The sequence below is a fragment of the Streptomyces sp. NPDC048337 genome (genome assembly GCF_043201175.1).
Taxonomy (GTDB): domain Bacteria; phylum Actinomycetota; class Actinomycetes; order Streptomycetales; family Streptomycetaceae; genus Streptomyces.
The window spans coordinates 81,414-106,865 of sequence record NZ_JBICYR010000006.1; the positions used below are offsets into that span (position 1 = coordinate 81,414).

General features: G+C 73.8%; 22 protein-coding genes and 1 pseudogene. 15 read left to right on the top strand and 8 right to left on the bottom strand.

Annotation, left to right across the window (positions count from 1 at the left end; all coding sequences use genetic code 11):
• Positions 1-28: 28 nt before the first annotated feature.
• Complete coding sequence (locus tag ACGFYU_RS12295; RefSeq protein ID WP_393827216.1) at positions 29-421, bottom strand: GntR family transcriptional regulator; 393 nt, start codon at positions 419-421, stop codon at positions 29-31.
• Between the two features lie 71 nt (positions 422-492).
• Between ACGFYU_RS12295 and ACGFYU_RS12300 the strand changes: the two genes are divergently transcribed.
• The 3 genes from ACGFYU_RS12300 (at position 493) to ACGFYU_RS12310 (ending at position 2,477) form a co-directional block, all read left to right on the top strand.
• The gene (locus ACGFYU_RS12300; protein ID WP_393827486.1) at positions 493-759 is read left to right on the top strand and encodes a hypothetical protein; all 267 of its coding nucleotides are present in this window, start codon (positions 493-495) and stop codon (positions 757-759) included.
• Positions 756-1,241 (top strand): DUF402 domain-containing protein, encoded by a 486-nt coding sequence (locus ACGFYU_RS12305; protein ID WP_393827217.1) that lies wholly within the window; start codon positions 756-758, stop codon positions 1,239-1,241. The genes ACGFYU_RS12300 and ACGFYU_RS12305 overlap by 4 nt, the downstream gene beginning before the upstream one ends.
• A gap of 204 nt (positions 1,242-1,445) precedes the next feature.
• Positions 1,446-2,477: a lytic polysaccharide monooxygenase gene (locus ACGFYU_RS12310; protein ID WP_393827218.1), complete on the top strand. Its 1,032-nt coding sequence runs from the start codon at positions 1,446-1,448 to the stop codon at positions 2,475-2,477.
• Positions 2,478-2,499: 22 nt separating this feature from the next.
• Here the strand turns inward: ACGFYU_RS12310 and ACGFYU_RS12315 are convergent, their stop codons facing one another.
• From ACGFYU_RS12315 to ACGFYU_RS12325, 3 genes are all read right to left on the bottom strand, one after another.
• Positions 2,500-3,360, bottom strand: coding sequence for an esterase/lipase family protein (locus ACGFYU_RS12315; RefSeq protein ID WP_393827219.1), 861 nt, complete (start codon positions 3,358-3,360; stop codon positions 2,500-2,502).
• Between the two features lie 159 nt (positions 3,361-3,519).
• Entirely contained in the window at positions 3,520-4,533 is a 1,014-nt protein-coding gene (locus ACGFYU_RS12320) for a hypothetical protein (RefSeq protein ID WP_393827220.1), read from the bottom strand.
• A complete protein-coding gene (locus ACGFYU_RS12325) occupies positions 4,530-8,330 on the bottom strand; it encodes a DNA polymerase III subunit alpha (protein ID WP_393827221.1) in 3,801 nt (1,266 codons plus the stop codon). The genes ACGFYU_RS12320 and ACGFYU_RS12325 overlap by 4 nt, the downstream gene beginning before the upstream one ends.
• A gap of 144 nt (positions 8,331-8,474) precedes the next feature.
• Between ACGFYU_RS12325 and ACGFYU_RS12330 the strand changes: the two genes are divergently transcribed.
• Positions 8,475-9,602, top strand: coding sequence for a DUF3533 domain-containing protein (locus ACGFYU_RS12330; RefSeq protein WP_393827222.1), 1,128 nt, complete (start codon positions 8,475-8,477; stop codon positions 9,600-9,602).
• Positions 9,599-10,261 (top strand): acetate uptake transporter, encoded by a 663-nt coding sequence (locus tag ACGFYU_RS12335; protein WP_393827223.1) that lies wholly within the window; start codon positions 9,599-9,601, stop codon positions 10,259-10,261. Before ACGFYU_RS12330 ends, ACGFYU_RS12335 begins: the two co-directional genes overlap by 4 nt.
• Before the next feature lie 521 nt (positions 10,262-10,782).
• On the opposite strand, the gene ACGFYU_RS12340 is transcribed toward ACGFYU_RS12335, so the two are convergent.
• On the bottom strand, positions 10,783-12,099 hold the full coding sequence (locus ACGFYU_RS12340; RefSeq protein ID WP_393827224.1) for an MFS transporter: 1,317 nt from the start codon (positions 12,097-12,099) through the stop codon (positions 10,783-10,785).
• A gap of 203 nt (positions 12,100-12,302) precedes the next feature.
• Between ACGFYU_RS12340 and ACGFYU_RS12345 the strand changes: the two genes are divergently transcribed.
• From ACGFYU_RS12345 to ACGFYU_RS12370, 6 genes are all read left to right on the top strand, one after another.
• A complete protein-coding gene (locus tag ACGFYU_RS12345) occupies positions 12,303-13,400 on the top strand; it encodes a carbohydrate kinase family protein (RefSeq protein ID WP_393827225.1) in 1,098 nt (365 codons plus the stop codon).
• A gap of 171 nt (positions 13,401-13,571) precedes the next feature.
• Positions 13,572-15,677 (top strand): PhoH family protein, encoded by a 2,106-nt coding sequence (locus ACGFYU_RS12350; protein WP_393827226.1) that lies wholly within the window; start codon positions 13,572-13,574, stop codon positions 15,675-15,677.
• Between the two features lie 13 nt (positions 15,678-15,690).
• The gene (gene ybeY, locus ACGFYU_RS12355) at positions 15,691-16,188 is read left to right on the top strand and encodes an rRNA maturation RNase YbeY (RefSeq protein ID WP_393827227.1); all 498 of its coding nucleotides are present in this window, start codon (positions 15,691-15,693) and stop codon (positions 16,186-16,188) included.
• Entirely contained in the window at positions 16,185-17,480 is a 1,296-nt protein-coding gene (locus ACGFYU_RS12360; protein ID WP_393827228.1) for a hemolysin family protein, read from the top strand. The genes ybeY and ACGFYU_RS12360 overlap by 4 nt, the downstream gene beginning before the upstream one ends.
• Positions 17,477-17,839 carry an MmcQ/YjbR family DNA-binding protein gene (locus tag ACGFYU_RS12365; RefSeq protein WP_393827229.1) on the top strand — a complete coding sequence of 121 codons (363 nt, stop codon included), beginning with the start codon at positions 17,477-17,479 and terminating at the stop codon, positions 17,837-17,839. Before ACGFYU_RS12360 ends, ACGFYU_RS12365 begins: the two co-directional genes overlap by 4 nt.
• An 82-nt stretch (positions 17,840-17,921) precedes the next feature.
• Complete coding sequence (locus ACGFYU_RS12370; RefSeq protein WP_393827230.1) at positions 17,922-18,278, top strand: cytidine deaminase; 357 nt, start codon at positions 17,922-17,924, stop codon at positions 18,276-18,278.
• 195 nt (positions 18,279-18,473) lie between these two features.
• On the opposite strand, the gene ACGFYU_RS12375 is transcribed toward ACGFYU_RS12370, so the two are convergent.
• The gene (locus ACGFYU_RS12375) at positions 18,474-19,781 is read right to left on the bottom strand and encodes an MFS transporter (protein WP_393827231.1); all 1,308 of its coding nucleotides are present in this window, start codon (positions 19,779-19,781) and stop codon (positions 18,474-18,476) included.
• A 71-nt stretch (positions 19,782-19,852) separates the two neighbouring features.
• Between ACGFYU_RS12375 and ACGFYU_RS12380 the strand changes: the two genes are divergently transcribed.
• The 4 genes and pseudogenes from ACGFYU_RS12380 (at position 19,853) to era (ending at position 24,258) form a co-directional block, all read left to right on the top strand.
• Positions 19,853-20,878, top strand: coding sequence for a GlxA family transcriptional regulator (locus tag ACGFYU_RS12380; protein ID WP_393827232.1), 1,026 nt, complete (start codon positions 19,853-19,855; stop codon positions 20,876-20,878).
• Between the two features lie 108 nt (positions 20,879-20,986).
• Positions 20,987-22,270, top strand: coding sequence for a beta-xylosidase (locus ACGFYU_RS12385; RefSeq protein ID WP_393827470.1), 1,284 nt, complete (start codon positions 20,987-20,989; stop codon positions 22,268-22,270).
• 155 nt (positions 22,271-22,425) lie between these two features.
• Positions 22,426-22,812, top strand: a pseudogene (locus ACGFYU_RS12390) (WxL protein peptidoglycan domain-containing protein); the annotation flags it as partial.
• A gap of 495 nt (positions 22,813-23,307) precedes the next feature.
• The gene (gene era / locus ACGFYU_RS12395) at positions 23,308-24,258 is read left to right on the top strand and encodes a GTPase Era (protein ID WP_393827471.1); all 951 of its coding nucleotides are present in this window, start codon (positions 23,308-23,310) and stop codon (positions 24,256-24,258) included.
• Positions 24,259-24,307: 49 nt separating this feature from the next.
• On the opposite strand, the gene ACGFYU_RS12400 is transcribed toward era, so the two are convergent.
• Positions 24,308-25,126: a GNAT family N-acetyltransferase gene (locus ACGFYU_RS12400; RefSeq protein WP_393827233.1), complete on the bottom strand. Its 819-nt coding sequence runs from the start codon at positions 25,124-25,126 to the stop codon at positions 24,308-24,310.
• Between the two features lie 56 nt (positions 25,127-25,182).
• Positions 25,183-25,452, bottom strand: a complete 270-nt coding sequence (locus ACGFYU_RS12405; RefSeq protein WP_393827234.1) for a protealysin inhibitor emfourin — start codon at positions 25,450-25,452, stop codon at positions 25,183-25,185.

Below are 25,452 nucleotides of genomic sequence, written 5' to 3' on the forward strand. Positions count from 1 at the left end.
GAGGCGCGGGGTCGGGGCGGGGCCCCGGTCAGCCGCCGGCGGCGTACCGGGCCCGGAGGGCGTCCGCGGCGGCGGCCACGGCCTCGGGTTCCGTCAGGCCCAGCCGGTGCGCCCGTTCCGCGAAGGCCTGCGCGGCGGCGGCGGCCTCGCGGGACGCCCCCTCCCCCGCCGCCGCGACGAACGTCCCGTTCCGCCCCCGCGTCTCGATCACCCCGTCCGCCTCCAGCGCCCGGTACGCCTTCGCGACCGTGTTCGCGGCCAGCCCCAGCTCCTCCGCCAGCCCCCGCACGGTCGGCAGTTTGAAGCCCGCCGGCAGCCGCCCCGACCGGGCGCGGTCGGCGATCTGCGCGCGCAGCTGTTCGTACGGGGCGGCCGAGCCGGTCGCGCCGCTGATGGTGATCTTCAGGTTCGTCGAGGTCACGCGGGTGATTGTCCCCCATCGCCGGTTAATTGGGAGGCGCCGTACGCGCATGCGCCCGTAGCGTCGGCCGCATGACCGTTTGGATCCGCGATCTCCGCCCGTATGACCTTTCGGCCGCGGAGTCCGTCGTACGGGTCCGCCGCTCGGCCGTGGACCCCTCCCACCACGGCCTCGGCGCCGGCAGTCGGCCGCTCCGCGCGGCCGGGTACACCGAGGCGTTCACCGGCAGCGACGCCGGCAACGAACCGATGCTCGCCGTCAACAAGTGGTTCGGGTACGAGATCCGCGCCACCGAATCGCGCTTCGCGAAGAGCCTGAAGAGACTGGAGACAGTGTGACCGAGCAGCAGCTGACCGTCGTCCTGACCAAGGCCGGAAAGCTCAAGATCCGCTACCCGGCGGCCCAGGTGGCCGACGACGGCGACCGCATCTCGGTCCGCGCCCCCTGGGCGGCCGAGGACGTACGGGACTTCGGCTTCGTGCGCTTCGAGCCGGGCGACGTGTTCGTCGAGCACTTCTGGCGCACGCGCTGGTACGCGGTCAAGGAGGTGTGGACCGGCGACGGCGTCCTCAAGGGCTGGTACTGCGACATCACGCGCCCGGCCCTGGTGCAGAGCGGGGAGATCCTGATCGAGGACCTGGACCTCGACCTGTGGGTCTCGGCGGACGGGTCCTCCGTACTGCGCCTGGACGAGGACGAGTTCGCGGCGAGCGGCCTCGCCACCAGCGACCCCGAGGCGGCCGCCCAGGCCATCCGCGCCCTCGACGCCCTGGACGACCAGGCCCGCACCCCGTCCGGCCTGGCGGCCCTCCTGAGCTGACGGCGCCTGTTCCTGTGGGCCCGCTTAGCGGTTCCTTAAGCGGAGCCTAAGGATCAGCTTCCGGGGGCCGAAGCAGGGGAAACACGGGGTTCGGGCCGTTAGCTTGGCGGGGCCAGCGGAGGGCCGGGAACGGCGCCGCCGGGGGGCGGCGCCGCACCGCCCCGACCGCTGGCCACCTTGCCTTGCGCCCGAAGGAGATCCCGCATGCCCGCACGCCGACGCAGCCGCGCCGTGACCCTGACCCGTATCGCCTCCGCCGGCCTCGCCCCCCTCGCGGTGGCCGCGTACGCCGCCGCGCCCGCGGCCGCCCACGGCTCGATGACGGACCCGGTCAGCCGGGTGGCGGCGTGCTACGCGGAGGGCCCGGAGTCGCCGAAGTCGGCGGCGTGCAAGGCCGCCGTCGCGGCGAGCGGGGCGCAGGCGTTCTACGACTGGAACGCGGTGAACATCGCCAACGCGGCCGGGAACCACCGGGCGTTGATCCCGAACGGCCAGCTCTGCTCCGCCGGCAACGACAAGTACCAGGGTCTGGACCTGGCGCGCGCCGACTGGCCGGCCAGCCCGATGACGGCGGGCGCGCACACCTTCCGCTACAAGGGGACCGCTCCCCACAAGGGTTCCTTCGAGCTGTACGTGACGAAGGACGGCTACGACCCGACGAAGCCGCTGAAGTGGTCCGACCTGGAGCCCGCGCCGTTCGCGAAGGTCACCGACCCGGGCATGCAGAACGGCGACTACGTCTTCTCCGGCACCGTTCCGAACAAGTCCGGCCGCCACCTGATCTACAGCATCTGGCAGCGCTCGGACAGCCCGGAGGCCTTCTACACCTGCTCGGACGTGGTCTTCGGCAAGGACAACGGGGGCAACGGCAACGGCGGCACTGGCACCCTTCCGAGCGCCAAGCCCAGCTCCAAGCCGAGCGCCAAGCCGTCCGCCGACCAGGCCGGTACCGACCAGCGGCCCCAGGCCCCGACGGACCAGCAGATCGCCGACGGCGCCGAGAAGTCCAGCGTGGAGCACAACGGCCACGGCGACAACGACCCGAAGACGAACGGGAAGGCCGCCGCCCCGGTTCCGTCGCAGTCCACGCAGAACCACAACCTCGCCGAGACGGGCGGCAGCAGCGCCACCCCGGTGATCGCGATCGCCGGGGCCGGCGTCCTGGCCATCGGTGCGGCCGTGCTGTTCGGGCTGGCCCGCCGCCGTGGTGCGACGGCAGGCCGCCACGGCCGCTAGTTCACCGCGGACCGCGTGCGTCTCAGTCGAAGACCGAGGCGCACGTGGTCCGTTCGGCGTGCGCCGGGTCGAGAGCGTTCGCCGCCTCGTGCCAGGCGATCCGGTCCGTGAGACCGATGGCGACGTGCTCCGAGAGGTCCAGGACGCACAGGTCCTGGAGGACGACGTTCTTGACGTTCGGCCCGTCCAGGAAGGCGCTCCGGTACGGCGTGACCACCTCGTCGTACTTGGTGGCGATCACCGTGTACTTCACCCCGGGCACGGTGTCCCCGCCCTCGTTCAGCTTCTGCAGGAAGGCGGATCCGGCGATCTGGTCGGCCAGCCCCGGGGTGGCGGAGCTGATCAGGTCCTCGGCCCCCGGGAAGTACGGGAGCAGCTGGGTGAGTCCGGACAGGGTGGTGCCGTGGTTGTCGGGGGCGAGTCCGACCAGGGCGTTGACCTTGGCGGCGCCGCCGAGGAACTTGAGGTAGTAGCGCGGCATCATGCCGCCCTGCGAGTGCCCGATGATGTCGGTCTTGGCGGAGCCGGTGGCGGCGAGCACCTTGTCGACGAAGCCGTCGAGCTGGCCGGCGGACTTGTCGATGGGGCCGAGCCCGTTGAAGAGGGGCACGCCTGGCAGTTGTCCGTAGTCGAGCGAGTAGACGCAGTACCCGCGGTGCACGAGGTACGGGGCGAGGCCGAGCCAGTTGTCCCAGGAGTTGCCGAAGGTTCCGTGGACGAGGACGACGGGGCGCGGATGGGCGGCGGACGGCTTGCAGGACCAGTTGTTCCAGCCGCTGCTGGGTGCGGACGCGGCCTGCGCGGCGCCGGTGGGGGCGACGAGCGCGGCGGCGGTGAGGGTGAGGACGGCCAGCGGGCGGAGCAGGCGTCTCCAGGGCAGCATCGTGTGATCTCCTTGCGGGTCGACTCAAGGGGATGGGGCGTGGGGGTTCGTCCCGTGATCCGGATCACAAGGGGTGCTGCTGCCCGCTAAATTACGGGCGGGTAGTAAAACTGGGAAGTTACGCGTCGGTAAAAATCTCGCGTGTCGCCCGCCGGTCCGCTACGCCGCGAGTGTGCCGCGAGCGATGACGTGCGGCCCGAAGCGGGCGCGGACGCGGTCCGTGACGGCCTCCAGCCGGCGGGCCTTCTCGTCCTGCGGGTCGAAACTCAGCTGTCGCGCGGCCCGTTCGGCCGGGATCAGGTCCTCGGCGCGCAGGGACAGGGCGCGCACCCGGGCCCGCTGGAGGCCCAGGCCCTCGTACAGGGCGTAGGCGGTGGCGGTCAACGCGTCGGAATGCGCGGTGGGTTCGGACAGGGTGCGGGTCCGCGTGAGCGTGGTGCGGTCGGCACAGCGGACGGTGAGCGAGAGGGCGCGGCAGACCTGCCCCCGGCCCCCTTCTTGCGTACGAAGCTTCGCGCCGAGCTCCTGCGTCAGCGAGAGCAGCGCCCGCCGGTGCCGTACGGGATCCAGCTCGTCCCGGTCGAAAGCCCGCTCCGCGGCGATGGCCCGGGCGGCTGCCCCCGGCCGGACGGGGGTCCGGTCGATCCCGAGGGCGCGCTCCTGCACCTCGCGGCCGAGCCGGGCGCCCAGGATCCGCCGCAGCGCGGCGGGCGGGGCGGCGGCGACCCGGCCGACGGAGTCGAGGCCGTAGGAGCACAGGGTGCGGGCGGCCTTGGGCCCGATCCCGTCGAGGGCGGTGACGGGCTTGCCGGCCAGGAACCCCACGACGGCGGCGGGCTCGTCGGGGATCACCAGGGTCCCCCCGGGCCGGGCCTCGCGGGCCGCGGCCCGGGCCAGCATGGGGTTGCCGGCCACGCCGACGGTGCAGTCCACTCCGTACAGGGCGAGGGACCGGACCCGGACCACGGCGGCCAGCCGGCCGGCGTCGCAGCCGAAGTAGCGCAGCGCGCCCCGGACATCGGCGAGGGCCCCGTCGGGCGGCAGCGCCTGCACGGCCGGGGTGAGCCCGTCGAGCAGCGCGAGGACACCGGCGTAGGCCTCGGCCCCGAGCGGCGCCCCGTCGGCGGGGTGCAGCCGCAGGCACATCACGGCGCGCGGGGCGGCGGTGTTCATCCCGCGCTCCCCGGACTGGAGTGCCAGAGCTTCCGCCCGGTCGCGGGCCCGGTGCCCGGCGGCTGGAGGTCGGCCCAGGGGTTCATCTCGTACCCCGTGGACATCCGGATCGTGCGCCCACGGCCGGCTCCCGCCCCGGCCTCGGAACCGGAATCCGCCCCGGCGGCCTGACCGGACCCCGGGCCGGAACCGGGCTCCTGACCAGCCCCGGAACCACGACCGGAGCCGGTGGCCGCGCCCGGACCTTCACCGGAATCCCGGTCCCGGCCGGCCCCCGGGCCGGAGCCGGAACCGGAACCGGACTCAGCCCCGGAGCCGGAGCCGGACCCGCCCCCGGTGGCGGCCCCACCATCCGCACCGCCGGAGGCAACGGCCAGGCGGGCCGCCACCGCGTCCAGGCCGCCCGCCGCCCGCAGTTCCACCAGCTCCGCCAGGTTCCACGCCGCCGCCCCGACCACGCTCAGGCTCTGCGGCCCCCGCCGCTGCACGACACCCCGTACCAGCAGCAGGAAGGAGTGGAAGACGGTGTGCGCGCACCGCTCGTGGCTGTCGTCGAAGAACGCCAGGTCCACCAGGCCCGTGCCGTCGTCCAGGGTCGTGAAGATGACCCGCTTCCCGGACCGGATCGGCGGGGTCTGGGTGGCCGCCTTGGCCCCCGCGACCAGCACGGTCTGCCCGTGCCCGGCATCGCGCAGCCGCTGCGCGGGAACCACTCCCAGCTCGGCCAGGAAGGCGTGGTGGTCCCCCATCAGGTGCCGCGAGGCGTCCATGCCGAGGACGCCCAGCTCGGCGCTGAGCCGTTCCGCGTCGGAGAGATCCGGCAGCCCGACGGACGCCGTGGACCGGCCGCCCTCCAGCGGGAGTTGGGGTCCGCGTACCCCGCGCGCCCCGGCCGCCCGGTGCGCGCCGTGCAGTTCCGTCAAGTGGAGCAGCAGGTCACGCCGGTTGGCGCCGAAGGAGTCCAACGCCCCGACCTGCGCGAGCCGTTCGGCCACCGGTCGCCCCGGATGCGCCCGGTCCCAGAAGTCGCGCAGGGAGGCGTACGGCTGCCCGGACTCGATCCGCAGCGCCTCGGCCTCGCTGATGCCGTGGACGTCGGACAGCCCCAGCCGCAGCCCCCACACCTCGGCCGGACCGGAAGAACCGGACGCCAGTTCGATGCGGTGGGCGACCGCCGACCGGTTCACGTCCAGCGGCAGCACCGGCACGCCCCGCCGCCGCGCGTCCGCCAGCAGCAGCCGCTTCGGGTACATCCCGGGATCGTGGGTCAGCAGCCCGGCGTAGAAGGCCGCGGGGTGGTGCGCCTTCAGCCACGCCGACTGGTACGTCGGCACCGCGAAGGCCACCGCGTGCGCCTTGCAGAAGCCGTAGGAGCCGAAGGCCTCCACGATCTCCCAGGTGCGGCCGATCACCTCCGGCGAGTAGCCCCGTTCGCCCGCCTTCGCCGCGAACCACACCCTGATCCGGCCCTGCGACTCCGGGTCGGACAGCCCGCGCCGCACCCGGTCGGCCTCGTCCCGCCCGCAGCCGGTCATGACGTGCACGATCTCGATGATCTGCTCGTGGAAGACCACCACCCCGTACGTCTCGCGCAGCGCGTCCGCGAGGTCCTCGTGCGGGAAGCGCACCGGTGCCCGCCCGTGCCTGGCCTCGATGAACGGCCGCACCATGTCGGCGGCCACCGGCCCGGGGCGGAAGAGGGAGATGTCGACGACCAGGTCGTGGAAGGTGGCCGGCTGGAGCCGCCCCACCAGGTCGCGCTGGCCCGGGGACTCGATCTGGAAGCAGCCCAGCGTCTCGGCCGAGCGGATCAGCTCGTACGTGGCCCGGTCGCCCGGCGGGACCTGCGCCGGGTCGTCCAGGTCGAGCTCCTCCCCCGTGCCGCGCCGGATCTCGGCGACCGCGTGCGCCATGGCGGACTGCATCCGCACGCCCAGTACGTCGAGTTTGAGCAGCCCGAGCTCCTCCACGTCGTCCTTGTCGAACTGGGACATGGGGAAGCCCTCGCCACTGGTGGGGACGACGGGCGTGCGGGCGAGCAGGGAGGCGTCGGAGAGCAGGACTCCGCACGGGTGCATGGCGATGCCGCGGGGCAGCGCGTCGAGCGATTCGACGAGCTCCCACAGCCGTCCGTACGACTCCCCGCGTACGTCGCGCAGTTCGGGCAACTCCTCCAGCGCGGCGCGGGCGTCGCGGGCCCGGATGTGCGGGAAGGCCTTGGCGAGCCGGTCGGTGACGGCCGGGTCCATGGACAGGGCGGCGCCGACGTCGCGGATGGCGTGCCGGACCCGATAGGTCTCGGGCATGGAGACGGTGGCGACGCGCTCGGTGCCGAACCGGTCGATGATCCGCCGGTAGACCTCCAGCCGACGGGCGGACTCCACGTCGACGTCGATGTCGGGCAGGACGCGGCGGCGCTTGGACAGGAAGCGCTCCATCAGCAGGCCGTGCGCGACGGGGTCGGCCTGCGCGATGCCGAGCAGGTGGTTGACGAGGGAGCCGGCGCCGGAGCCTCGGGCGGCCACGCGGATGCCCATCTCCCGTACGTCGTCCACTACTTGAGCTACCGTCAGAAAATACGAGGCATAGCCGTGGTAGGCGATGATGTCGAGCTCGTGGTGCATGCGCTCCCAGTACGCGGGGTCGTCCGCGTAGCCGCGCAGCACCATGCCGGCGGAGGCCCGGGAGGCGAGGACCCGCTGGGCGGTGCGGTGGGCCGCGCCGACGAGCCGGGCCTCGGGGAAGTGCACGGAGCCCATGCCGAGGTCGTCCTCGGGGTCCACCGCGCAGGCCTCGGCGGTGTGCCGGGTCTCCGCGAGCAGCCGCCGCGCGTCGGCGGGGCGCAGGCCGGCGGCCCGGGCGATCCGGTCGGCGGCCTCGGCCATGGCGCCCGGGCCCTTGAGCCAGCGCTCGCCGGTGTCGAAGGGCGGCCGGACGGGGGTCAGCCGGCGGGCCGCGTCGAGGATGTCGGCGACCGGGCCCTGGCCGGGGTCGGCGTAGCGGACGGCATTGGTCAGCACGGCCGGGACGCCCTGCTCGGCGGCGAAGCCGACGGTACGGGCGGCCAGCCGGAGCGATCCGGGGCCGGTGCCGGTGCGGCCGTGGTGGACGGCCTCCAGCCGGAGGGATTCCCCGTAGACCTCCCGCCAGGGCGCGAGCAGCCGCGCCGCCCGGTCGGGCCGCCCCGCGGCGAGCGCCCGCCCCACGTCGGACCCGGGCCCGAGCAGCGCGAAGACGCCCTCCCCGCGCAACGCCTCCCAGGGCAGCACCGGCTGCGCGCCCGAGATCCGCGCGGAGCCGCCGAGCCCACCGGACCCGCCGGGCCCGTCCGGTCCGGCACCCGCGTGGGCGGCGGTGATCATCCGGCACAGCTCGGCCCAGCCGGCGGCCCCGTCCCGGGCCAGGAACACGGCCCGCGGGGCGGACTCGTCGATGAAGGCACCGCCCTTGACGGGGTTCCGCCGCCGGTACGAGGCCTCGCCGGAGCCAGAGCCGGAGGCGGATCCGGAGCCGAAACCAGAGCCGGAGCCGACCCCGCCCGCACCGGACCCGCCCGAGCGGAGGCCGGCCGGGCCCCCCGCAGGGGACACCGCCAGGTCGGCGCCGAACAGCGGCCGGATCCCCGCCTTCTCGGCCGCCTTCGCGAACCGCACCGCGCCCGCCAGGGTGTCGCGGTCGGTCAGGGCGAGGGCGTCCATGCCCCGCTCGGCGGCACGTTCCGCCAGCCGTTCCGGGTGCGAGCCTCCGTAGCGCATGGAGAACCCCGAAACGGTGTGCAGATGCGTAAAACCGGGCACCCGCGGCCTCCTGCTTCGTTCGTGACAACACCTCCCCCGTCTCCACCATAAAGCAATTCGAATGTTCGTGCGAAACACTTGTTCGATCATCCATTCGGCCCTCCCCTGCTGCGCCCCGACCCCGCCGCGCCGAGCGTGAGAGACATGACCCAGCCCACCCAGAGCCCAGACGCAGCTCCGTCCAGCGGCTTCCTCGCCGAGATCAAAGACGCCGTGACCACCCGGGCAGCCCTGCTGGTCCTGGGGGTGCTGGCCCTCCAGCTGGCCTTCATCACCTCGTACATCGGGGCCTTCCACCACCCCAAGCCCAGCGAGATCCCGATCTCCGTCGCCGCCCCCCTCGCGCCGGTCGCCGAACAGACCGCGAAGCAGCTCGGCGCGCTGCCCGGCAAGCCGCTCGACACCCGCGTGGCCGAGGACGAGGCCGCGGCCCGCCGGCAGATCGAGAACCGGGACGTGGACGGCGCGCTGATCGTCGACCCGGCGGGCACGACCGACCGGCTGCTGGTCGCGAGCGGCGGCGGGGCCTCCCTCTCCCAGGCCCTGGAACAGATCGTCGGCCTGGCCGAGAAGTCCCAGGGGCGCACCGTCCGGGTCGTCGACGTGGCCCCGGCCGACGCGGGCGACGCGCGCGGCCTGAGCTCCTTCTACCTGGTCGTCGGCTGGTGCGTGGGCGGCTACCTGTGCGCCGCGATCCTCGCGATCAGCGCCGGCGCCCGGCCCGCGAACATGGCCCGCGCCGTCATCCGGCTCGGCGCGCTGCTCGTGTACGCGATCGCCGCCGGACTGCTCGGCGCGGTCATCGCCGGCCCGGTCCTGGGCGCGCTGCCCGGCTCGATCATGGGCCTGTGGGGGCTCGGCACCCTGGTCGTCTTCGCGGTCGGCGCGATCACCCTGGCCTTCCAGGGGCTGGCCGGGGTGGTCGGCATCGGCCTCGCGATCCTGCTGGTCGTGGTCTTCGGCAACCCGAGCGCGGGCGGCGCCTATCCGTACCCGCTGCTGCCGCCGTTCTGGAAGGCCATCGGCCCGGCCCTGCCGCCGGGCGCCGGTACGTACGCCGCGCGCTCCATCGCGTACTTCAAGGGCAACGGCGCGGCCGGGCCGATGCTGGTGCTCGCCGCCTGGGCGGTGGCGGGCTCGGCGGTCACGCTGGCCTGCGCGGTGTTCCGCCGGGGCCGGCCGGGGGCCGCCGTGGGCAGCGGGCTCCCCGATGACGCGCCGTCCGTACCGCGCTTCGCGGCCGAGGCCGCCGAGGGCGCGGACCCCCGTTGAACACGCCCCTCTTCCGCAACCGGCAGGGCCCGGCCGAACAGGCCGTCTCCGTCAAGCGGATGGAACCCAGCGCGCAGGCCCAGCTGGGCGCGCTCGGCCTCACCGGCTTCATCGTGGTCACCGTCATCGCCACCGGCATCGACGCGGGGGTCTTCCCCGAGAAGCTGGGCCACTCGGTGCTGCCGCTGGTCGGCTTCTGGATCGGCGGGGTGGCGCAGCTGCTGGCCGGGCTCTTCCAGGCCCAGCGCGGCGACACCTGGCACGCCACCGTCTTCGGCGGCTTCGGCCTCTTCTGGATGGCGAAGGCCTGCCTGCTCCAGTGGGTGCTGCCGGCCACCGATCCCGCGCTGCGCGGGGACGTCAGCGGGCTGTTCACCCTGCCGTGGGTCTTCGTGGTGTTCGTCCTGTGGATCGGCAGCTGGCGGATCCATCTGGTGCTGCTGTCCACCTTCACGTGCGTGCTCGTCGTCTTCGTCGGCATGACGATCAACGGCTTCACCGGGTCGGAGGCGTGGCTGCGCATCACGGGCTGGAGCGGCCTGCTGGCGGCCCTGGGGGCGACGTACCTCCTGGCCGGCCAGATCCTGGCCTCCACCTGGGGCCGCCAGGTCCTCCCGATGGGCCGCTTCCTCGCCCCGGAGGAACACCCGGAGGCGTAACGACCCTGGCGGGGGCCCGGCCGCTCCCCTGCCGGGGGCTTCGCGGGGCCGGGGCCATTTCCCTGGCCGGGGGGGCTCGGCCGGTCCCCTGCCGGGGGCGTCGGGGCCGGGGCCATTTCCCTGGCCGGGGGGCTCGGCCGATGCCCTGCCGGGGGCTTCGCGGGGTCGGGGCCATTTCCCTGGCCGGGGGCTCGGATGATGCCCTGCCGGAGCTTCGCGGGGGCCGGGGCCGGGGTGGGGTGTCGTCCGGGACGGGCTTCGATGTTCGGCGCCCTTTCCGGGTCGGCTCTGCCGGACGGGAGCGTGCGCCGAATTCATCTCGTTTTAGTCCCGGCCGACACCCCACCCCGTCCCCGACCCCGGCCGTAGCGTCCAGCCCTCACGCCACCGTGCAGCCCGCCTGGTACCTTCCAGCTCCGCCGGACCCATTTCAGCCCCGCCGGAGCCATTTCAGCCTCGCCGGCGTTTGAGGAGCGGGGTGCGGGGCGGAGCCCCTGGGCCTTGGGGCGTGCCGCCGGAGGCTAGCGGCGGCGGGTGGTCGTGGCCGGGAGGAGGACGCGGCGGAGTGGGCGGTGGAGGGGGATTTCCGTGACCGGGAGTTCGGGGGCGCCGACGCGGGGGATCGCACCCGTCGGGGTACCCGCGCCGGCGGCGAGGACGGCCGCCGGGGCACCACCGCGGCGGCGGACGGAGCCGGCCGTCAGCGGCCGCCCACCGGCGTGCAGGGCCACGGCGGCCATCGGCCCGGCCACGGCCAGCAGGAGCCCGGCGAGGACCAGCCCCATGCCGGCGAAGCCCGCGGTCTCGGGGAGCACGCTGCCGGTGACGGGCCCGCAGGCCACGCCCAGCGAGGACGCCGACCCGGCCAGCACCGCCCAGCGCCCGCGCGGGTCCAGGGCCGCCGCGAGGCCGATCGCGTACGAGAGGACCACCGGGTAGAGCGCGTTCCACAGGATCTCGCCCGCCGCGAAGCCGGCGAGTCCGTGCGCCGAGGACGAGAGCACCACGCACCCGGCGATCAGCGTCGTGCCCCCGCCGATCGGGACGGCCCGGCCCAGGCGGGCGCCGAGGGCGGAGGCGGCCGTGACCCCGAGCAGGCCCGCGCCGAGCGCCGTGGCGAAGACCATGCCGAGGGTGACCTCCGACAGGCCCGCCTGCTGGGCGCCGATCCGGCCGCTGACCCCCCACAGGGCGTTCTGCGCCAGGGACCACAGCATCAGCCCGCCCGCCAGGACCACCCCGGCGCGCGGGTACGGCAGCCGTCCCGCCGGAAGCCCCGTGACGGCTGCGGCGGCCCGGCCGCCGAGGCGGGCCGTCGCCGGCCAGACCCCCGCCGCGACCAGCGCGATCGCCGCAAACGGCAGCCCGTGCCCACCCCCGAGCCGCGGCAGCGTCAGGTACAGCGCCCCCGCCGTGGCCGAGACGGAGAGCAGCCCGAGGGCGGAGGTGCGATGCGGGTCCCGCTGCCCGGCGATCCCGGCGGCCGCCACTGCCGTCGCGGTACCCGAGCCGAAGCCGCCGACCACCGCGCCCGCGACGACCAGGGGCAGCAGCGAGGTCGCGGCGGCCGTGCCGTAGCCGGCGACGGCGAGCAGCAGCCCGAGCCGGGCGAGCGGGCGCGGCCCGTGGCGGGGGATGCGGGAGGCAAGCGTGAATCCGGCCGCGGCGGAGCCGAGCAGCAGGACCGAGCCGATCAGACCGGCCTGCGCGGGGCTCAGCGGGAGGTGGGTGTCCAGTCGCCCGACGATGGTCGGCAGCAGGTACGGGGCGACGTAGCCGGCCGTGAACAGGGCCACCAGGGGCCAGGCGGCGGGCGGCGCGGAGGCACGGTCGTGCACGGGCGTTCCAGGTGGTGCGTGGTGGCGCCGCGGAGAGAGCGGGGCCCATGTCTATCAAGCGGCCTGAGGGGCGGAAAAGAGCATTTCGAGAGTGATCTGCGCCACACTTGGTTTTGGCCTTCGCCGAGGCGGGCAAGGCTGGCAGCTTTCCGCGGAAAACCGTCTTGCAGAAACGACCCTTCAAGAGCAACGGGGAGTACACCGTGACCAGTCGGGACAGCATCGACAGCCGCTCCGCAGCCGTGGACCCGCTCGGTCCGCTGCGGGATCCCCAAGAACCGGGCTGCGACGTCTTCCTGACCGGGACCGTCTTCCTAGACATCATCTTCACCGGCCTCGACTCCGCACCCGTGCGCGGTACGGAGTCCTGGGCGCGCGGCATGGGCTCCAGCCCCGGCGGCGTCGCCAACATGGCCACCGCCCTGGCCCGTCTCGGTCTGCGCACCTCGCTGGCCGCGGCCTTCGGGGACGACCACTACGGCGAGTACTGCTGGGACGCACTGGAACAGGGCGAGGGCATCGACCTGTCCATGTCGCGGACCATCCCCGGCTGGCACAGCCCCGTCACCGTCTCGATGGCCTACGAGGGCGAGCGCACGATGGTCTCGCACGGCCACGAGGCCCCTCCGCCGGCGGGCCCCGGGCCGTTCCCGCAGTGCCCGCCCAGGGCCCGGGCCGCCGTGGCCTCCCTGGGCCCAGGCCGGGGCGAGGAGTGGGTCGGTGCGGCCGCGCGGCGCGGCTCGCGGGTCTTCGCGGACGTGGGCTGGGACGAGAGCGGGCGGTGGGACCTGGGGGCCCTGGCCGACCTGGAGCACTGCGAGGCCTTCCTGCCGAACGCGGGCGAGGCCATGCGGTACACGCGGACCGACTGTCCGCGCGCGGCGGCCCGGGCGCTGGCCGAGAAGGTGCCGATCGCGGTGGTGACGATGGGCGCGGAGGGCTCGTACGCGGTGGACGGGCGCACCGGCGAGACGGCCCACGTCCAGGGGATCGCGGTGGACGAGCTGGACCCGACCGGGGCGGGGGACGTCTACGTGGCGGGCTTCGTCACCGGCACCCTGGCGGGCTGGCCGCTGGCTGACCGGCTGGCCTTCGCCGGGCTGACGGCGGCCCTGTCGGTCCAGGAGTTCGGCGGTTCCCTGTCGGCCCCGGGCTGGCCGGAGGTGGCCCACTGGTGGCGGACCGCCCCCGAGGCCCTGCGCGGCCGGTACGGCTTCCTGGACGACCTGGTCCCGCGGGGCTCGACCCCGGCGGCCCGCCGCCGGGCGGTGCCGACGATCGGCTTCCGTCACTCCGCGTAGCCCTTGTGCGGGCGGCAGCGGGGTGGGCTGCGCCCGGGCTCCTGGCCCGGTGGGGCGGCCGGGGAAAACCTCTCGGGGATGCCGCGCGGGCGACGTAGGCTTGGTTATCCGGAGGTCGTCGATCGGCGCGGCCCCTCAGCGGGAGGTATGTGCAGGCCACAGTGCCGGCCCATGACTCAGACACCCACAGCCCACATTCCAGTGCCGGGGCAGGCGCGAGCCCACTTCACCGTTCCGGCCAGGCACCCGATGGTGACGGTGCTCGGATCCGGTGACGCCCTGTTGCGCGTGATCGAGAAGGCCTTCCCGAAGGCCGACATCCATGTTCGGGGCAATCAGGTGAGCGCGATCGGCGATGCGGCGGAAGTCGCACTGATCCAGCGCCTGTTCGACGAGATGATGCTGGTGCTCCGCACCGGGCAGCCGATGACGGAGGACGCAGTGGAACGCTCGATCGCCATGCTCAAGGCGAGCGGCAACGGAAACGGGCCCGAGGAGACGCCCGCGGAGGTGCTCACCCAGAACATCCTCTCCAGCCGCGGCCGCACGATCCGGCCCAAGACCCTCAACCAGAAGCGGTACGTCGACGCGATCGACAAGAACACGATCGTCTTCGGCATCGGCCCTGCCGGTACCGGCAAGACCTACCTCGCCATGGCCAAGGCGGTCCAGGCCCTGCAGTCCAAGCAGGTCAGCCGGATCATCCTCACCCGGCCCGCCGTCGAGGCGGGGGAGCGGCTCGGCTTCCTGCCGGGCACCCTCTTCGACAAGATCGACCCGTACCTGCGCCCGCTCTACGACGCGCTGCACGACATGCTCGACCCGGAATCGATCCCGCGGCTCATGGCCGCCGGGACCATCGAGGTGGCCCCCCTCGCGTACATGAGGGGCCGGGCGCACCCCGTCTTCACCAAGGTGCTGACCCCGGACGGCTGGCGCGCCATCGGTGACCTTGAAGTGGGCGACCTGGTCATCGGTTCCAATGGCGAACCGACCCCGGTCCTCGGTGTGTACCCGCAGGGCGAGAAGGACATCTACCGGCTATCGGCCCAGGACGGTTCCTGGACGCTGTGCTGCGGTGAACACCTGTGGACGGTACGGACGGCGTCCGACCGCCGTCGTGACAAGCCGTGGCGGGTCCTGGAGACCAAGGACATGATCGGCAACCTGCGGGCCGGGCACGCCCGCCGGTACGAGCTCCCCATGCTGACCGCGCCGGTGTGCTTCCCGGAGCGTGCGGTTCCCATGGACCCGTACGCGCTGGGTCTGCTGCTCGGCGACGGATGCCTCACCGGCTCCACCACGCCCTCCTTCTCCACGGAGGACGAGCAGCTTGTTCACGCCCTTGAGGCCGCCCTTCCCGGTGTCACCGCACGGCACAAGGGTGGTCCGGACTACGTCCTGAACCGGGTGAAGTCGCCCGGTGACGTGGTCACCCTGGAGAACCCCGTCACCCGGGTGCTGCGCGAGCTGGACCTCCTCGGCAGCCGTTCGCACTCCAAGTTCGTTCCGGACGACTACCTGTTCAACACCGCGGAGATCCGCCTCGGAGTGCTTCAGGGCCTGCTCGACTCCGATGGCGGACCGGTTCTCCAACGGGACCGCACCTGTCGGATCCAGTACTCCACGACCTCGGCCCTCCTGCGGGACGACGTGGTGGCGCTCGTACAGTCCCTCGGCGGTGTCGCTTACACACGACGACGCGCCGCGGAGGGCCGCAAGCAGGGGAACGCCGTAGCCGCCCATCGCTTCGACTCGCACGTCGTGGACATCCGGTTGCCCGAGGGCATCGAGCCGTTCCGCCTCGCCCGCAAGAGGGACGCCTACGCGGCCGGCGGCGGTGGCCGACCGATGCGCTTCGTCGACTCCATCGAGCCCGCGGGTCGCGAGGAGGCCGTCTGTATCCAGGTCGCCGCTGAGGATTCGCTGTACGTCACGCAGGACTACCTGCTGACGCACAACACCCTCAACGACGCCTTCGTCGTCCTCGACGAGGCTCAGAACACCACGGCCGAGCAGATGAAGATGTTCCTGACCCGACTCGGCTTCGACTCGAAGATCGTCGTCACCGGTGACATCACGCAGATCGACCTGCCGGGCGGCGCCAAGAGCGGTCTGCGCGAGGTCCAGCGGATCCTGGACGGGGTGCCGGACATCCACTTCTCGCGGCTCACGTCCGAGGATGTCGTCCGCCACAAGCTGGTCGGCCGTATCGTCGACGCGTACGAGAAGTACGACGACGGCCAGCAGGCCGCGAACGGCCCCCAGCGGAAGTAGAACCCAGCGCACCATGTCGATCGACGTCAACAACGAGTCCGGAACCGAGGTCGACGAGCGGGCGATCCTCGACATCGCCCGCTACGCGCTCACCCGGATGCGGATCCACCCGCTGTCCGAGCTCTCCGTCATCGTCATCGACGAGGACGCCATGGAGCAGCTCCACATCCAGTGGATGGACCTGCCCGGACCCACCGACGTCATGTCCTTCCCGATGGACGAGCTCCGTCCCCCGGCGAAGGACGACGAGGAGCCCCCGCAGGGGCTCCTCGGTGACATCGTGCTCTGCCCCGAGGTCGCCAAGAAGCAGGGCGAGGAAGCCCCGACGCAGCACTCCATGGACGAGGAGCTCCAGCTCCTGACCGTCCACGGGGTGCTGCACCTGCTCGGCTACGACCACGAGGAGCCGGACGAGAAGGCCGAGATGTTCGGCCTCCAGGCGGCCATCGTCGACGGCTGGCGCGCCGAGCGCGGCATGACCGGCCCGTCCCCGGCCCCGACCGTCTCGTGACCAGCGCACCTCAGCTGATCACGGGGGCGGTCCTGCTGGTGGTGGTGGCCTGGTTCGCGGCGTGCGCCGAGTCCGGGATCGCCCGGATCTCCAGCTTCCGCGCAGAGCAGGCCGTACGGGAGGGCCGGCGCGGCAGCGCGAAGCTCGCGCAGGTGGCCGGCGACCCCACCCGCTACCTCAACGTGGCCCTGCTGGTCCGCGTCACCTGCGAGATGGCGGCGGGCGTCCTCGTCACCTACGTCTGCCTCGACGAGTTCGGCGAGAACTGGACCGCGCTGCTCGTGGCCATCGCCGTGATGGTGCTGGTCTCCTTCGTGGCCGTCGGGGTCTCCCCGCGCACGATCGGCCGCCAGCACCCGCTGAACACCGCGACGGCGGCCGCGTACGTCCTCGTGCCGCTCGCCCGGGTGATGGGGCCGATCCCGCAGTTGCTGATCCTCATCGGCAACGCGCTCACGCCCGGAAAGGGGTTCCGCAAGGGCCCGTTCGCCTCCGAGGCCGAGCTGCGCGCGATGGTGGACCTCGCGGAGAAGGAATCGCTGATCGAGGACGACGAGCGCCGGATGGTGCACCAGGTCTTCGAGCTGGGGGACACCCTGGTGCGCGAGGTGATGGTGCCGCGCACCGACCTGGTCTGCATCGAGCGGTACAAGACGATCCGTCAGGCCACCACGCTCGCCCTGCGGTCCGGCTTCTCCCGCATCCCGGTGACCGGGGAGAACGAGGACGACATCGTCGGGATCGTCTACCTGAAGGACCTCGTCCGCAAGACCCACATCAGCCGCGAGACGGAGACCGACCTGGTCTCCACGGCGATGCGCCCGGCCGTCTTCGTGCCCGACACCAAGAACGCGGGCGATCTGCTGCGCGAGATGCAGCAGGTGCGCAACCACGTGGCGGTCGTCATCGACGAGTACGGCGGCACGGCCGGCATCGTCACCATCGAGGACATCCTGGAGGAGATCGTCGGCGAGATCACCGACGAGTACGACCGGGAGCTCCCGCCGGTCGAGGACCTCGGCGAGGACCGCTACCGGGTCACCGCGCGCCTGGACATCACCGACCTCGGTGAACTGTTCAAGGTCGAGGCCTTCGACGACGAGGACGTGGAGACGGTCGGCGGACTGCTGGCCAAGGCCCTGGGGCGGGTGCCGATCGCGGGCGCCTCGGCACTGGTGGAACTGCCCGACGGGCGTCCGCTGCGGCTGACGGCCGAGGCCCCGGCGGGCCGGCGGAACAAGATCGTGACGGTGCTCGTGGAACCGGTGGCCGCGGGGGAGGAGGGGGAGTGACCCCGGCGCAACTGCGGGAGTTCTGCCTGAGTTTCAACGCGGCGGTGGAGGAGTTCCCCTTCACCCCGGAGACCTCGGTGTTCAAGGTGCTGGGGAAGATGTTCGCGCTCTCGGCGCTGGACGCGGAGCCGCTCAAGGTCAACCTCAAGTGCGAGCCGGAGCTGGCGGTGCGGCTGCGGGCGGAGCACGAGGCGATCAAGCCGGGCTACCACATGAACAAGCGGCACTGGAACACCGTGACCGTGGGCGGGCCGGGCGGGCTGCCGGACGCGATGGTCCGGGAGCTGGTGGAGGACTCGTACGACCTGGTGGTGGCGGGGCTGCCGCGGGCGGAGCGGCTGCGGCTCGACCGGCCGTGACGTGTCCCCGCGGGGCGGAGGGGAGAGCGTCTCGGTGGGGTCGTTGCACGGCTCCGCCGAGACGCTCCATATGCTTTCGCCCATGACCGACAGCACCGGGATCGACCCCGAGGACAGCAAGATCATCACGCTGGCGCGCAGCGCCCGGGCCCGCAACGGTGTGCCGGAGGGGGCGGCGGTGCGGGACGAGACGGGCCGCACCTATGTCGCCGGGACGGTGGAGCTCGACTCCCTGAAGCTGAGCGCGCTCCAGACGGCGGTCGCGATGGCCGTGGCGAGCGGGGCCCGGTCCCTGGAGGCCGCCGCGGTCGTCAGCGCCGCCGACGCCCCGGCCGACGCCGACCGCGCGGCCGTGCGCGACCTGGGCGGCCCGGACACCCCGGTCCTCCTGGCGGCTCCGGACGGCACCCTGAAGTCGACGACACCCGCCGGCCCGTAGCCTCCGGCGGAGCCGCATCGATCGCCGGCGAGGCTGGAATTTGCCCGCCTGAGCGCCGAGGTGCGGCTACGGGCCCGGAGCTCCGCCCCGGGCCCGTACGTGCGCTCCGCGCCCGCTCCTGGGGGCGCCTCTTCCCCGCCGCGTCGGACACCGGCGCCGGGGGCGCCGGCAGCGCCCGCCGACCGCGCGAACTGCTCACAGAGCCGCCGCTGTAGCGGGCGAGACCGCGCGGACCCGGCGGATGACCATCGCCATCAGGGCCGCCGTCGCGCACAGCCCGCCCGACGCGTACCAGACCAGGTCGTACGAGCCGAAGGCGTCCCGCGCCATGCCGCCGAGGAAGGCCACCACCGCCGCGCCGACCTGGTGCGAGGCCAGGACCCAGCCGAAGACGATCGCGCTGTCCTCCCCGTACTGCTCACGGCACAGGGCGATGGTCGGCGGGACGGTCGCGACCCAGTCCAGGCCGTAGAAGACGATGAAGAAGATCAGCGGCGGCTGCACCGAGGGCGCCAGCAGCATCGGCAGGCAGAGCAGCGAGATCCCGCGCAGCGCGTAGTACACCGCCAGCAGGCGCCGGGCGTCGAAGCGGTCCGTGAACCAGCCCGAGGCGATGGTGCCGACCACGTCGAACACGCCGATCACCGCGAGCAGCCCCGCGGCCGCCGTCACCGGCATCCCGTGGTCGTGCGCCGCCGGCACGAAGTGGGTCCGCACCAGGCCGTTGGTCGAGGCCCCGCAGATCGCGAAGGTGCCCGCCAGCAGCCAGAACGGTCCGGTCTTCGCCGCCTTGAACAGCACGGTCACGGCCCGCCGCGCCGCGCCCTGGACCGGCGCCGGCTTGGGCTCGTAGGTGCCCCCGTACGGGGCGAGGCCCACGTCCGCCGGGTGGTCGCGCAGCAGCATCCAGACGAAGGGGACCACGGCCAGGGCGGCGAGGGCCACCGTGATCGCCGCCGGGCGCCAGCCGTGGTGCTCCACCAGCCAGGACAGCAGCGGCAGGAAGATCAGCTGCCCGGAGGCCCCCGCGGCGGTCAGGATGCCCGTGACGAGCCCGCGCCGCGCGGTGAACCAGCGGTTGGTGACCGTCGCCGCGAAGGCCAGCGCCATCGAGCCGCTGCCCAGACCCACCAGCACGCCCCAGAACAGCACCAGCTGCCAGGACGCGGTCATCCACACCGTGGCCGCCGAACCGCCGGCGATGACGGTCAGGGCCAGCGCCACGACCTTCCGGATGCCGAAGCGGTCCATCAGCGCGGCGGCGAAGGGGGCGGTGAGCCCGTAGAGCGCGAGATTGACGGAGACGGCGAAGCCAATCGTGCCGCGGGACCAGTCGAATTCCTCGTGCAGCGGCTCGATGAGCAGTCCGGGCAGGGAGGCGAAGGCGGCGGCGCCGATGATCGTCACGAAGGCGACGGCCGCGGCGAACCAGGCGCGGTGGACGCGGCCTGCCTGGCGGGGGGCGCGCGGGCCCGCTGTGGTGGTGGGTGCTGTCTGGGTCACGGGGACAGCTTCCGGCCGGCAGGCCCCGTACGAACAGTGGCCTGACTGTCATGCATCGATATGATCGGGCCATGGAACCACATCGGGTCGTCGTCCTCGCCCTCACCGGGCTGCTCCCCTTCGAGCTCGGCATCCCGCACCGGATCTTCGGCCGCGCCAAGGATCCGGCCGGGCGGCCGCTGTACGAGATCCTCACCTGCGGACTCGCCCCCGGGCCGGTGCGCACGGACGCCGACTTCGCGGTCCACGTCGAGCACGGCCCGGAGCTGCTGGCCACGGCCGACACCGTGGTGGTGCCGGCCTCGCACGAGCTGGGCCCGGTCCACGAGCACGGCACGCTGACCGCCGAGCTCGCGGCGGCCCTCACGCACATCCGGCCCGGCACCCGGCTGGTCTCCATCTGCACCGGCGGCTACGTGCTGGCCGCGGCCGGATACCTGGACGGCCACCGGGCCACCACCCACTGGGCCTACGCCGAGCACTTCCAGGGGCTCTTCCCGGCCGTACGGGTCGACGCGGGCGTGCTCTACACCGACGACGGGGACGTGCTGACCTCCGCCGGTGTCGCCGCCGGCATCGACCTGTGCCTGCACATCGTGCGCCGCGACCACGGCGCGGCCGTCGCCAACGACGTGGCCCGGCGGACCGTCGTACCGCCGCACCGGGACGGCGGGCAGGCGCAGTTCATCGAGCGTCCGGTGCCGGAGCCGCAACTGGCCAGCACCACGGCGGCCCGCGCGTGGGTGCTGGACCGGCTGCACGAGCCGCTGCGCCTGAGCGACCTGGCCCGGCAGGAGGCCGTGTCGGTACGGACCTTCACACGCCGGTTCCGGGAGGAGTCGGGGGTCAGCCCGGGGGAGTGGATCACCCGCCAGCGGGTGGAGCGGGCGCGGCAGTTGCTGGAGCAGACGGATCTGCCGATGGAGCAGGTGGCGCGGGAGACCGGTTTCGGGACGGCCCAGTCGCTGCGCAAGCACGTGCAGGCGGCGCTGGGCGTCAGCCCGACCGCCTACCGCCGCACCTTCAAGGCGGGCAACGGTGCCGGCACCCTGCCATCTCCTGATGGGCCATCAGTTGATGCCGGGCCCGTGCATTGACTTCTCCCGCCGCCCGCTCGTGAATGGCCCCCTGTCGGCGGGACGGAACCCAGGGGGCGGGCAGTGCGAACAGGGGCGCGCAGCAGGAGGTGGCCGGCGGCCGTCGGCATGGCGGTGCTCGCGGCCGCGACCGGGGGCGCGCTGAGCGCACCCGCCGCCGCGGACGGGGACACACCCCCGGGGCAGGTGACCTTCCCGACGCACTGCCTGCCGCCCCAGGAGGCCGGACTCCCGCCCGCCGACGGCCCGACCACGGCGCGGATCACCGTCGACGATCCGGCCCCGCAGGTCGGTGACACCGTCACCGTCACCTACCAGGTGGTCGGGACCCCCGCCGTGAACCCCGTCGGCGGCGAGCTCCCCGCCGACGTGCTGACCCCGACCGGGCGGGTCCTGCTGGCGGGCGCGCAGAGCGGCGAGCTCACCGTCGTCGGTGCCAAGCGCAACGAGCCGGTCCAGGCGGGCGCGGTCCTCCCGGCCGTCACCATGACCGGCACCTTCAAGGTCACCGCGCCCGGCGCGATCACCCTGGCCCCCGGCGGCTACACCCTGCACACCAGCCACCTGCTGGACCTGGACACCACCTGCCAGGCCACCGGGACCCCCGTCTCCGAACGCCTCACCGCGACCCCGCTGCCCACGGCCAACCTGCGCAGCGTGGCGCTCGCGGCGGCCTACGGAAAACCGGGCGCCGAGCTCAGGGTCACCGCCGCCGGATTCACCCCGGGCGCCACGGTGACCGTGGCCGCCCGGGCGGGCGCCGCCGAGACCGCCGACCGGGTGGCCGCCACCGCGGACCCGCTGGGGGTGGTCCTGGCCGAACTGCCGGTCACCGACAAGGCCACCACCGCGGTGGTCGCCTACGAGGGCGCGGCCTGGTCGGCGACGCGGGGCTCGGGCCCGGCCGCGTACACGGTCGTCGACGCCGCGCCGCTGCCGCCGGGCACGCAGAAGGTCACCGCCACCGTCGAGCCGGGCGCGCTGGGCATGACGCAGACGGGCGAGGACATCGCCCTGGGGGCGGTCCCCTACGGCGACGGCGGCGCCGCCCCCGGCCGGATCGGCACCGTCACGGTCAAGGACGCGCGCGGGGGTCCGGCCGGGTGGTCGCTGATCGGCAAGGTCAGCGACTTCACGGGGCCGGGCGGGGTGCGGATCCCGGCGGGCGCGTTGTCGTGGACGCCGGTGTGCGTGGCCGCGGCGGGCAGCCCCAGCGCGTGCGCGGCGGGCAGTGCGGGAGCGGTGGGGGCGGAGGGGGCGGTGCTGGCCTCCACGCCGGACGCGGCGCTGGTCGGCGGCACGTTCACGGTGGACGCCGCCGTCACCCTGCGCGTGCCGCCGTACACGCCGCCGGGTTCGTACACGGCGGTCCTGACGCTGACCCTGTCGTGACCGTGTTGTGGGCGGTCCCCTGCCCGCCCTTCCACCGTTCCCCGGGGCTCCGCCCCAGACCCCGTACGGGCGCTCCACGCCCGTGCCCTCAAACGCCGGGCGGGCTGGACGGGCCCCGCGCAGCGGTGGCCCGGCTCGGGAGGGGGCTGCTCGTCGTGGGGGCCGCGCTCGCCGGGGTCTGGCTCGGGGCGGCCGGGCCGGCGAGGGCCGCGGACAACGGGCAGTGGTCCGTTCTGCCCGTCGCCAACACCGTCGGCCAGCGGCCGTACTTCTACCTCGCCGCCGCCCCCGGCCAGACCGTCACCGACTCCGTCACCGTCACCAACCGCACCGACCGCCCCCGCACCTTCCGCCTCTACGCCGCCGACGCCTACAACACCCCCCGCGACGGCGGCTTCGCCGTCCGCGGCCCCGACGAGCCCCGCCGGGCCACCGCCGCCTGGGCGAGCCTCGACCGCGAGCGGGTTACCGTACCGGCCCGGGCCGCGGCCACCGTCGCCTTCAGCCTCACCGTCCCCGACCGGGCGGAACCCGGCGACCACCCCGGCGCCATCGTGGCCCTGGAGGACACGGGGGAGGCCGTCATGCCCCAGGGGCTCGGGGTCCGGCAGGCCGTCGCCGCCCGCGTGTACCTGCGGGTGACCGGCCCCACCGCCCCCGCCCTCGCCGTACGGGACGTCCTGGCCACCGGCGCCGAGGTCTCGTACACGCTCCACAACATCGGCAACGTCACCCTCCGCCCCCACGCCACCCTCACCGCCACCGGCGCGCTCGGCCGCCCCCTGCCCGGCGGCGGCCGCGAGCTCACCGGGCTCCCCGCCGAACTGCTGCCGGGCCAGGAAGTCCGGCTCAAGGCCGCCTGGGACGGCCCGCCGGCCGCGGAGTGGGCGGAGCTGACCGTACGCGCCCGGGCCGACGGAACCACAGCTCAGGGCAGTGCCGCCTATGCCGCGCACCCCCGCCTCGCACCCCTCCTCGCGGGCGGGGCGGCCCTCGCCGCCGCGGCCTGGTCGGCGCTGGGAGTCGCATCGGGGAGAATGGCCCGTATGAGCGATCGTTCCCCCGAGTCCACCGCCCCGCACCGTGCGGGCTTCGCCTGCTTCGTCGGCCGCCCCAACGCGGGGAAGTCGACCCTCACCAACGCACTCGTGGGCACCAAGGTCGCGATCACCTCCAACCGGCCGCAGACCACCCGCCACACCGTCCGCGGCATCGTGCACCGCCCCGACGCCCAGCTCGTCCTCGTCGACACGCCGGGTCTGCACAAGCCCCGCACGCTGCTCGGCGAGCGCCTCAACGACGTCGTGCGGACCACCTGGGCCGAGGTCGACGTCATCGGCTTCTGCCTGCCGGCCGACCAGAAGCTCGGCCCCGGCGACAAGTTCATCGCGAAGGAGCTCGCGGGGATCAAGAAGACCCCCAAGATCGCCATCGTGACCAAGACCGACCTGGTCGAGTCCAAGCAGCTCGCCGAGCAGCTCCTCGCGATCCACCAGCTGGGCGAGGAGCTCGGCATCGAGTGGGCCGAGATCGTGCCCGTCTCGGCGGTCGGCGACGCCCAGGTCCAGCTGCTGGCAGACCTGATCGCGCCGCTGCTGCCGGAGAGCCCGCCGCTCTACCCGGAGGGCGACCTCACCGACGAGCCCGAGATGGTCATGGTCGCGGAACTGATCCGCGAGGCCGCGCTGGAGGGCGTCCGGGACGAGCTCCCGCACTCCATCGCCGTCGTCGTCGAGGAGATGATCCCGCGCGAGAACCGCCCGGCCGACCGGCCGCTGCTCGACATCCACGCCAACGTGTACATCGAGCGGCCGAGCCAGAAGGGCATCATCATCGGCCCGAAGGGCGCCCGCCTGAAGGAGGTCGGGATGAAGTCGCGCAAGCACATCGAGGCGCTGCTCGGCACCCCGGTCTTCCTCGACCTGCACGTGAAGGTCGCCAAGGACTGGCAGCGCGACCCCAAGCAGCTGCGCAAGCTCGGATTCTGATCCTCTCGCGCGTACGGGCCCCGGGCCGGCCCGGGGCCCGTACGCGCGCTCACGCCCCCGGCTGGGCCGGCGGCTCCGCGATCAGGGCCGTCGCCACGCGGCGGAAGCCGGCGCGGGAGTAGATGCGGGCCACGTCCCCGTCGCCCGCCGAGAGGAAGACCGTACGGGCGCCGCGCGCGAGGGCGTCGGCGACCAGGGCCGCGGTGACCCCGAGGGCCAGGCCCTGGCGGCGCGCGGCCGGGAGGGTGCCGACGCCCACCACCTCGGCGACGTCCCCGACCGGGTTGTACTGGCCCGCGCACAGCACGACGCCGTCCCGTACGGCCGCCGCCAGGGCGGTGGTGCCCGACGCGAGCTTCCCGGAGACCCGGGCCCTGCCCTCCTCCGCCGACGGCTCGGCCATCTTCGCCGCCAGCTCCGCCGGACCGGCCTCGCCGACGGCCGTCCCCGGGTCCCCGAAGGCCAGGGCCGGGACCGACACCGCCGCCGTCAGCAGTGGATCGTCCGCCCCGAGCAGGCGCACCTCCGGATGCGCGGGGCGGCGTACCGCCTCGGTGTCCAGCACCATCAGCGGGTGCGCGTGGACCCGCAGCCCGGCCGCCTCCACCGCGGCCCGGAGCGAGGGGCTGGTTTCGGCCACCCACTCGAAGGATTCGGGGACCTTCAGCTCCCGCTGCCGGGCCAGGACGCGCTCCACATCGGCCGCCGTCGCGTCGCGGCCGGCGTCGAGCGCGGGCCGCGCGTAGTACTGCCAGCCCGTGCCCTCCTGGACGAAGAGGGTCAGCGGCCCGAAGTCCTCGGCCCGCGCCCCGCCCACCCGAGGCACCGTGTCGTAGTACCGCTCCAGCGTGTCCAAGATCGTAGTCATCCGGGCATCCAAGCAAAACGGCGCTGGTCGGGCACCTTCTTTAAGGACGCCCTCGGTCAGGCTCCTTCCTTCAGAACGCGCGAGATCAGCGCCCGCTGCGCGTCCGAGAGGTGCGGGTCGTGGCAGGACACCGTCCGCCCGTCCACCGTGATCCGGTACGAGAACCCGTCCCGCACTCCCGCCGCCGAATGCCCCGGCGGACCGGGCCGCAGCGCGAGCTGTGCCAGGGCCTTCCACTCGGCCTCGTCGGGCCGGCCCGAGGTGTCCACCTCGGCCCGGCGCTCGATGCCCGCGAAACCACCCGTCCGTACCACCTGAATCCGCAT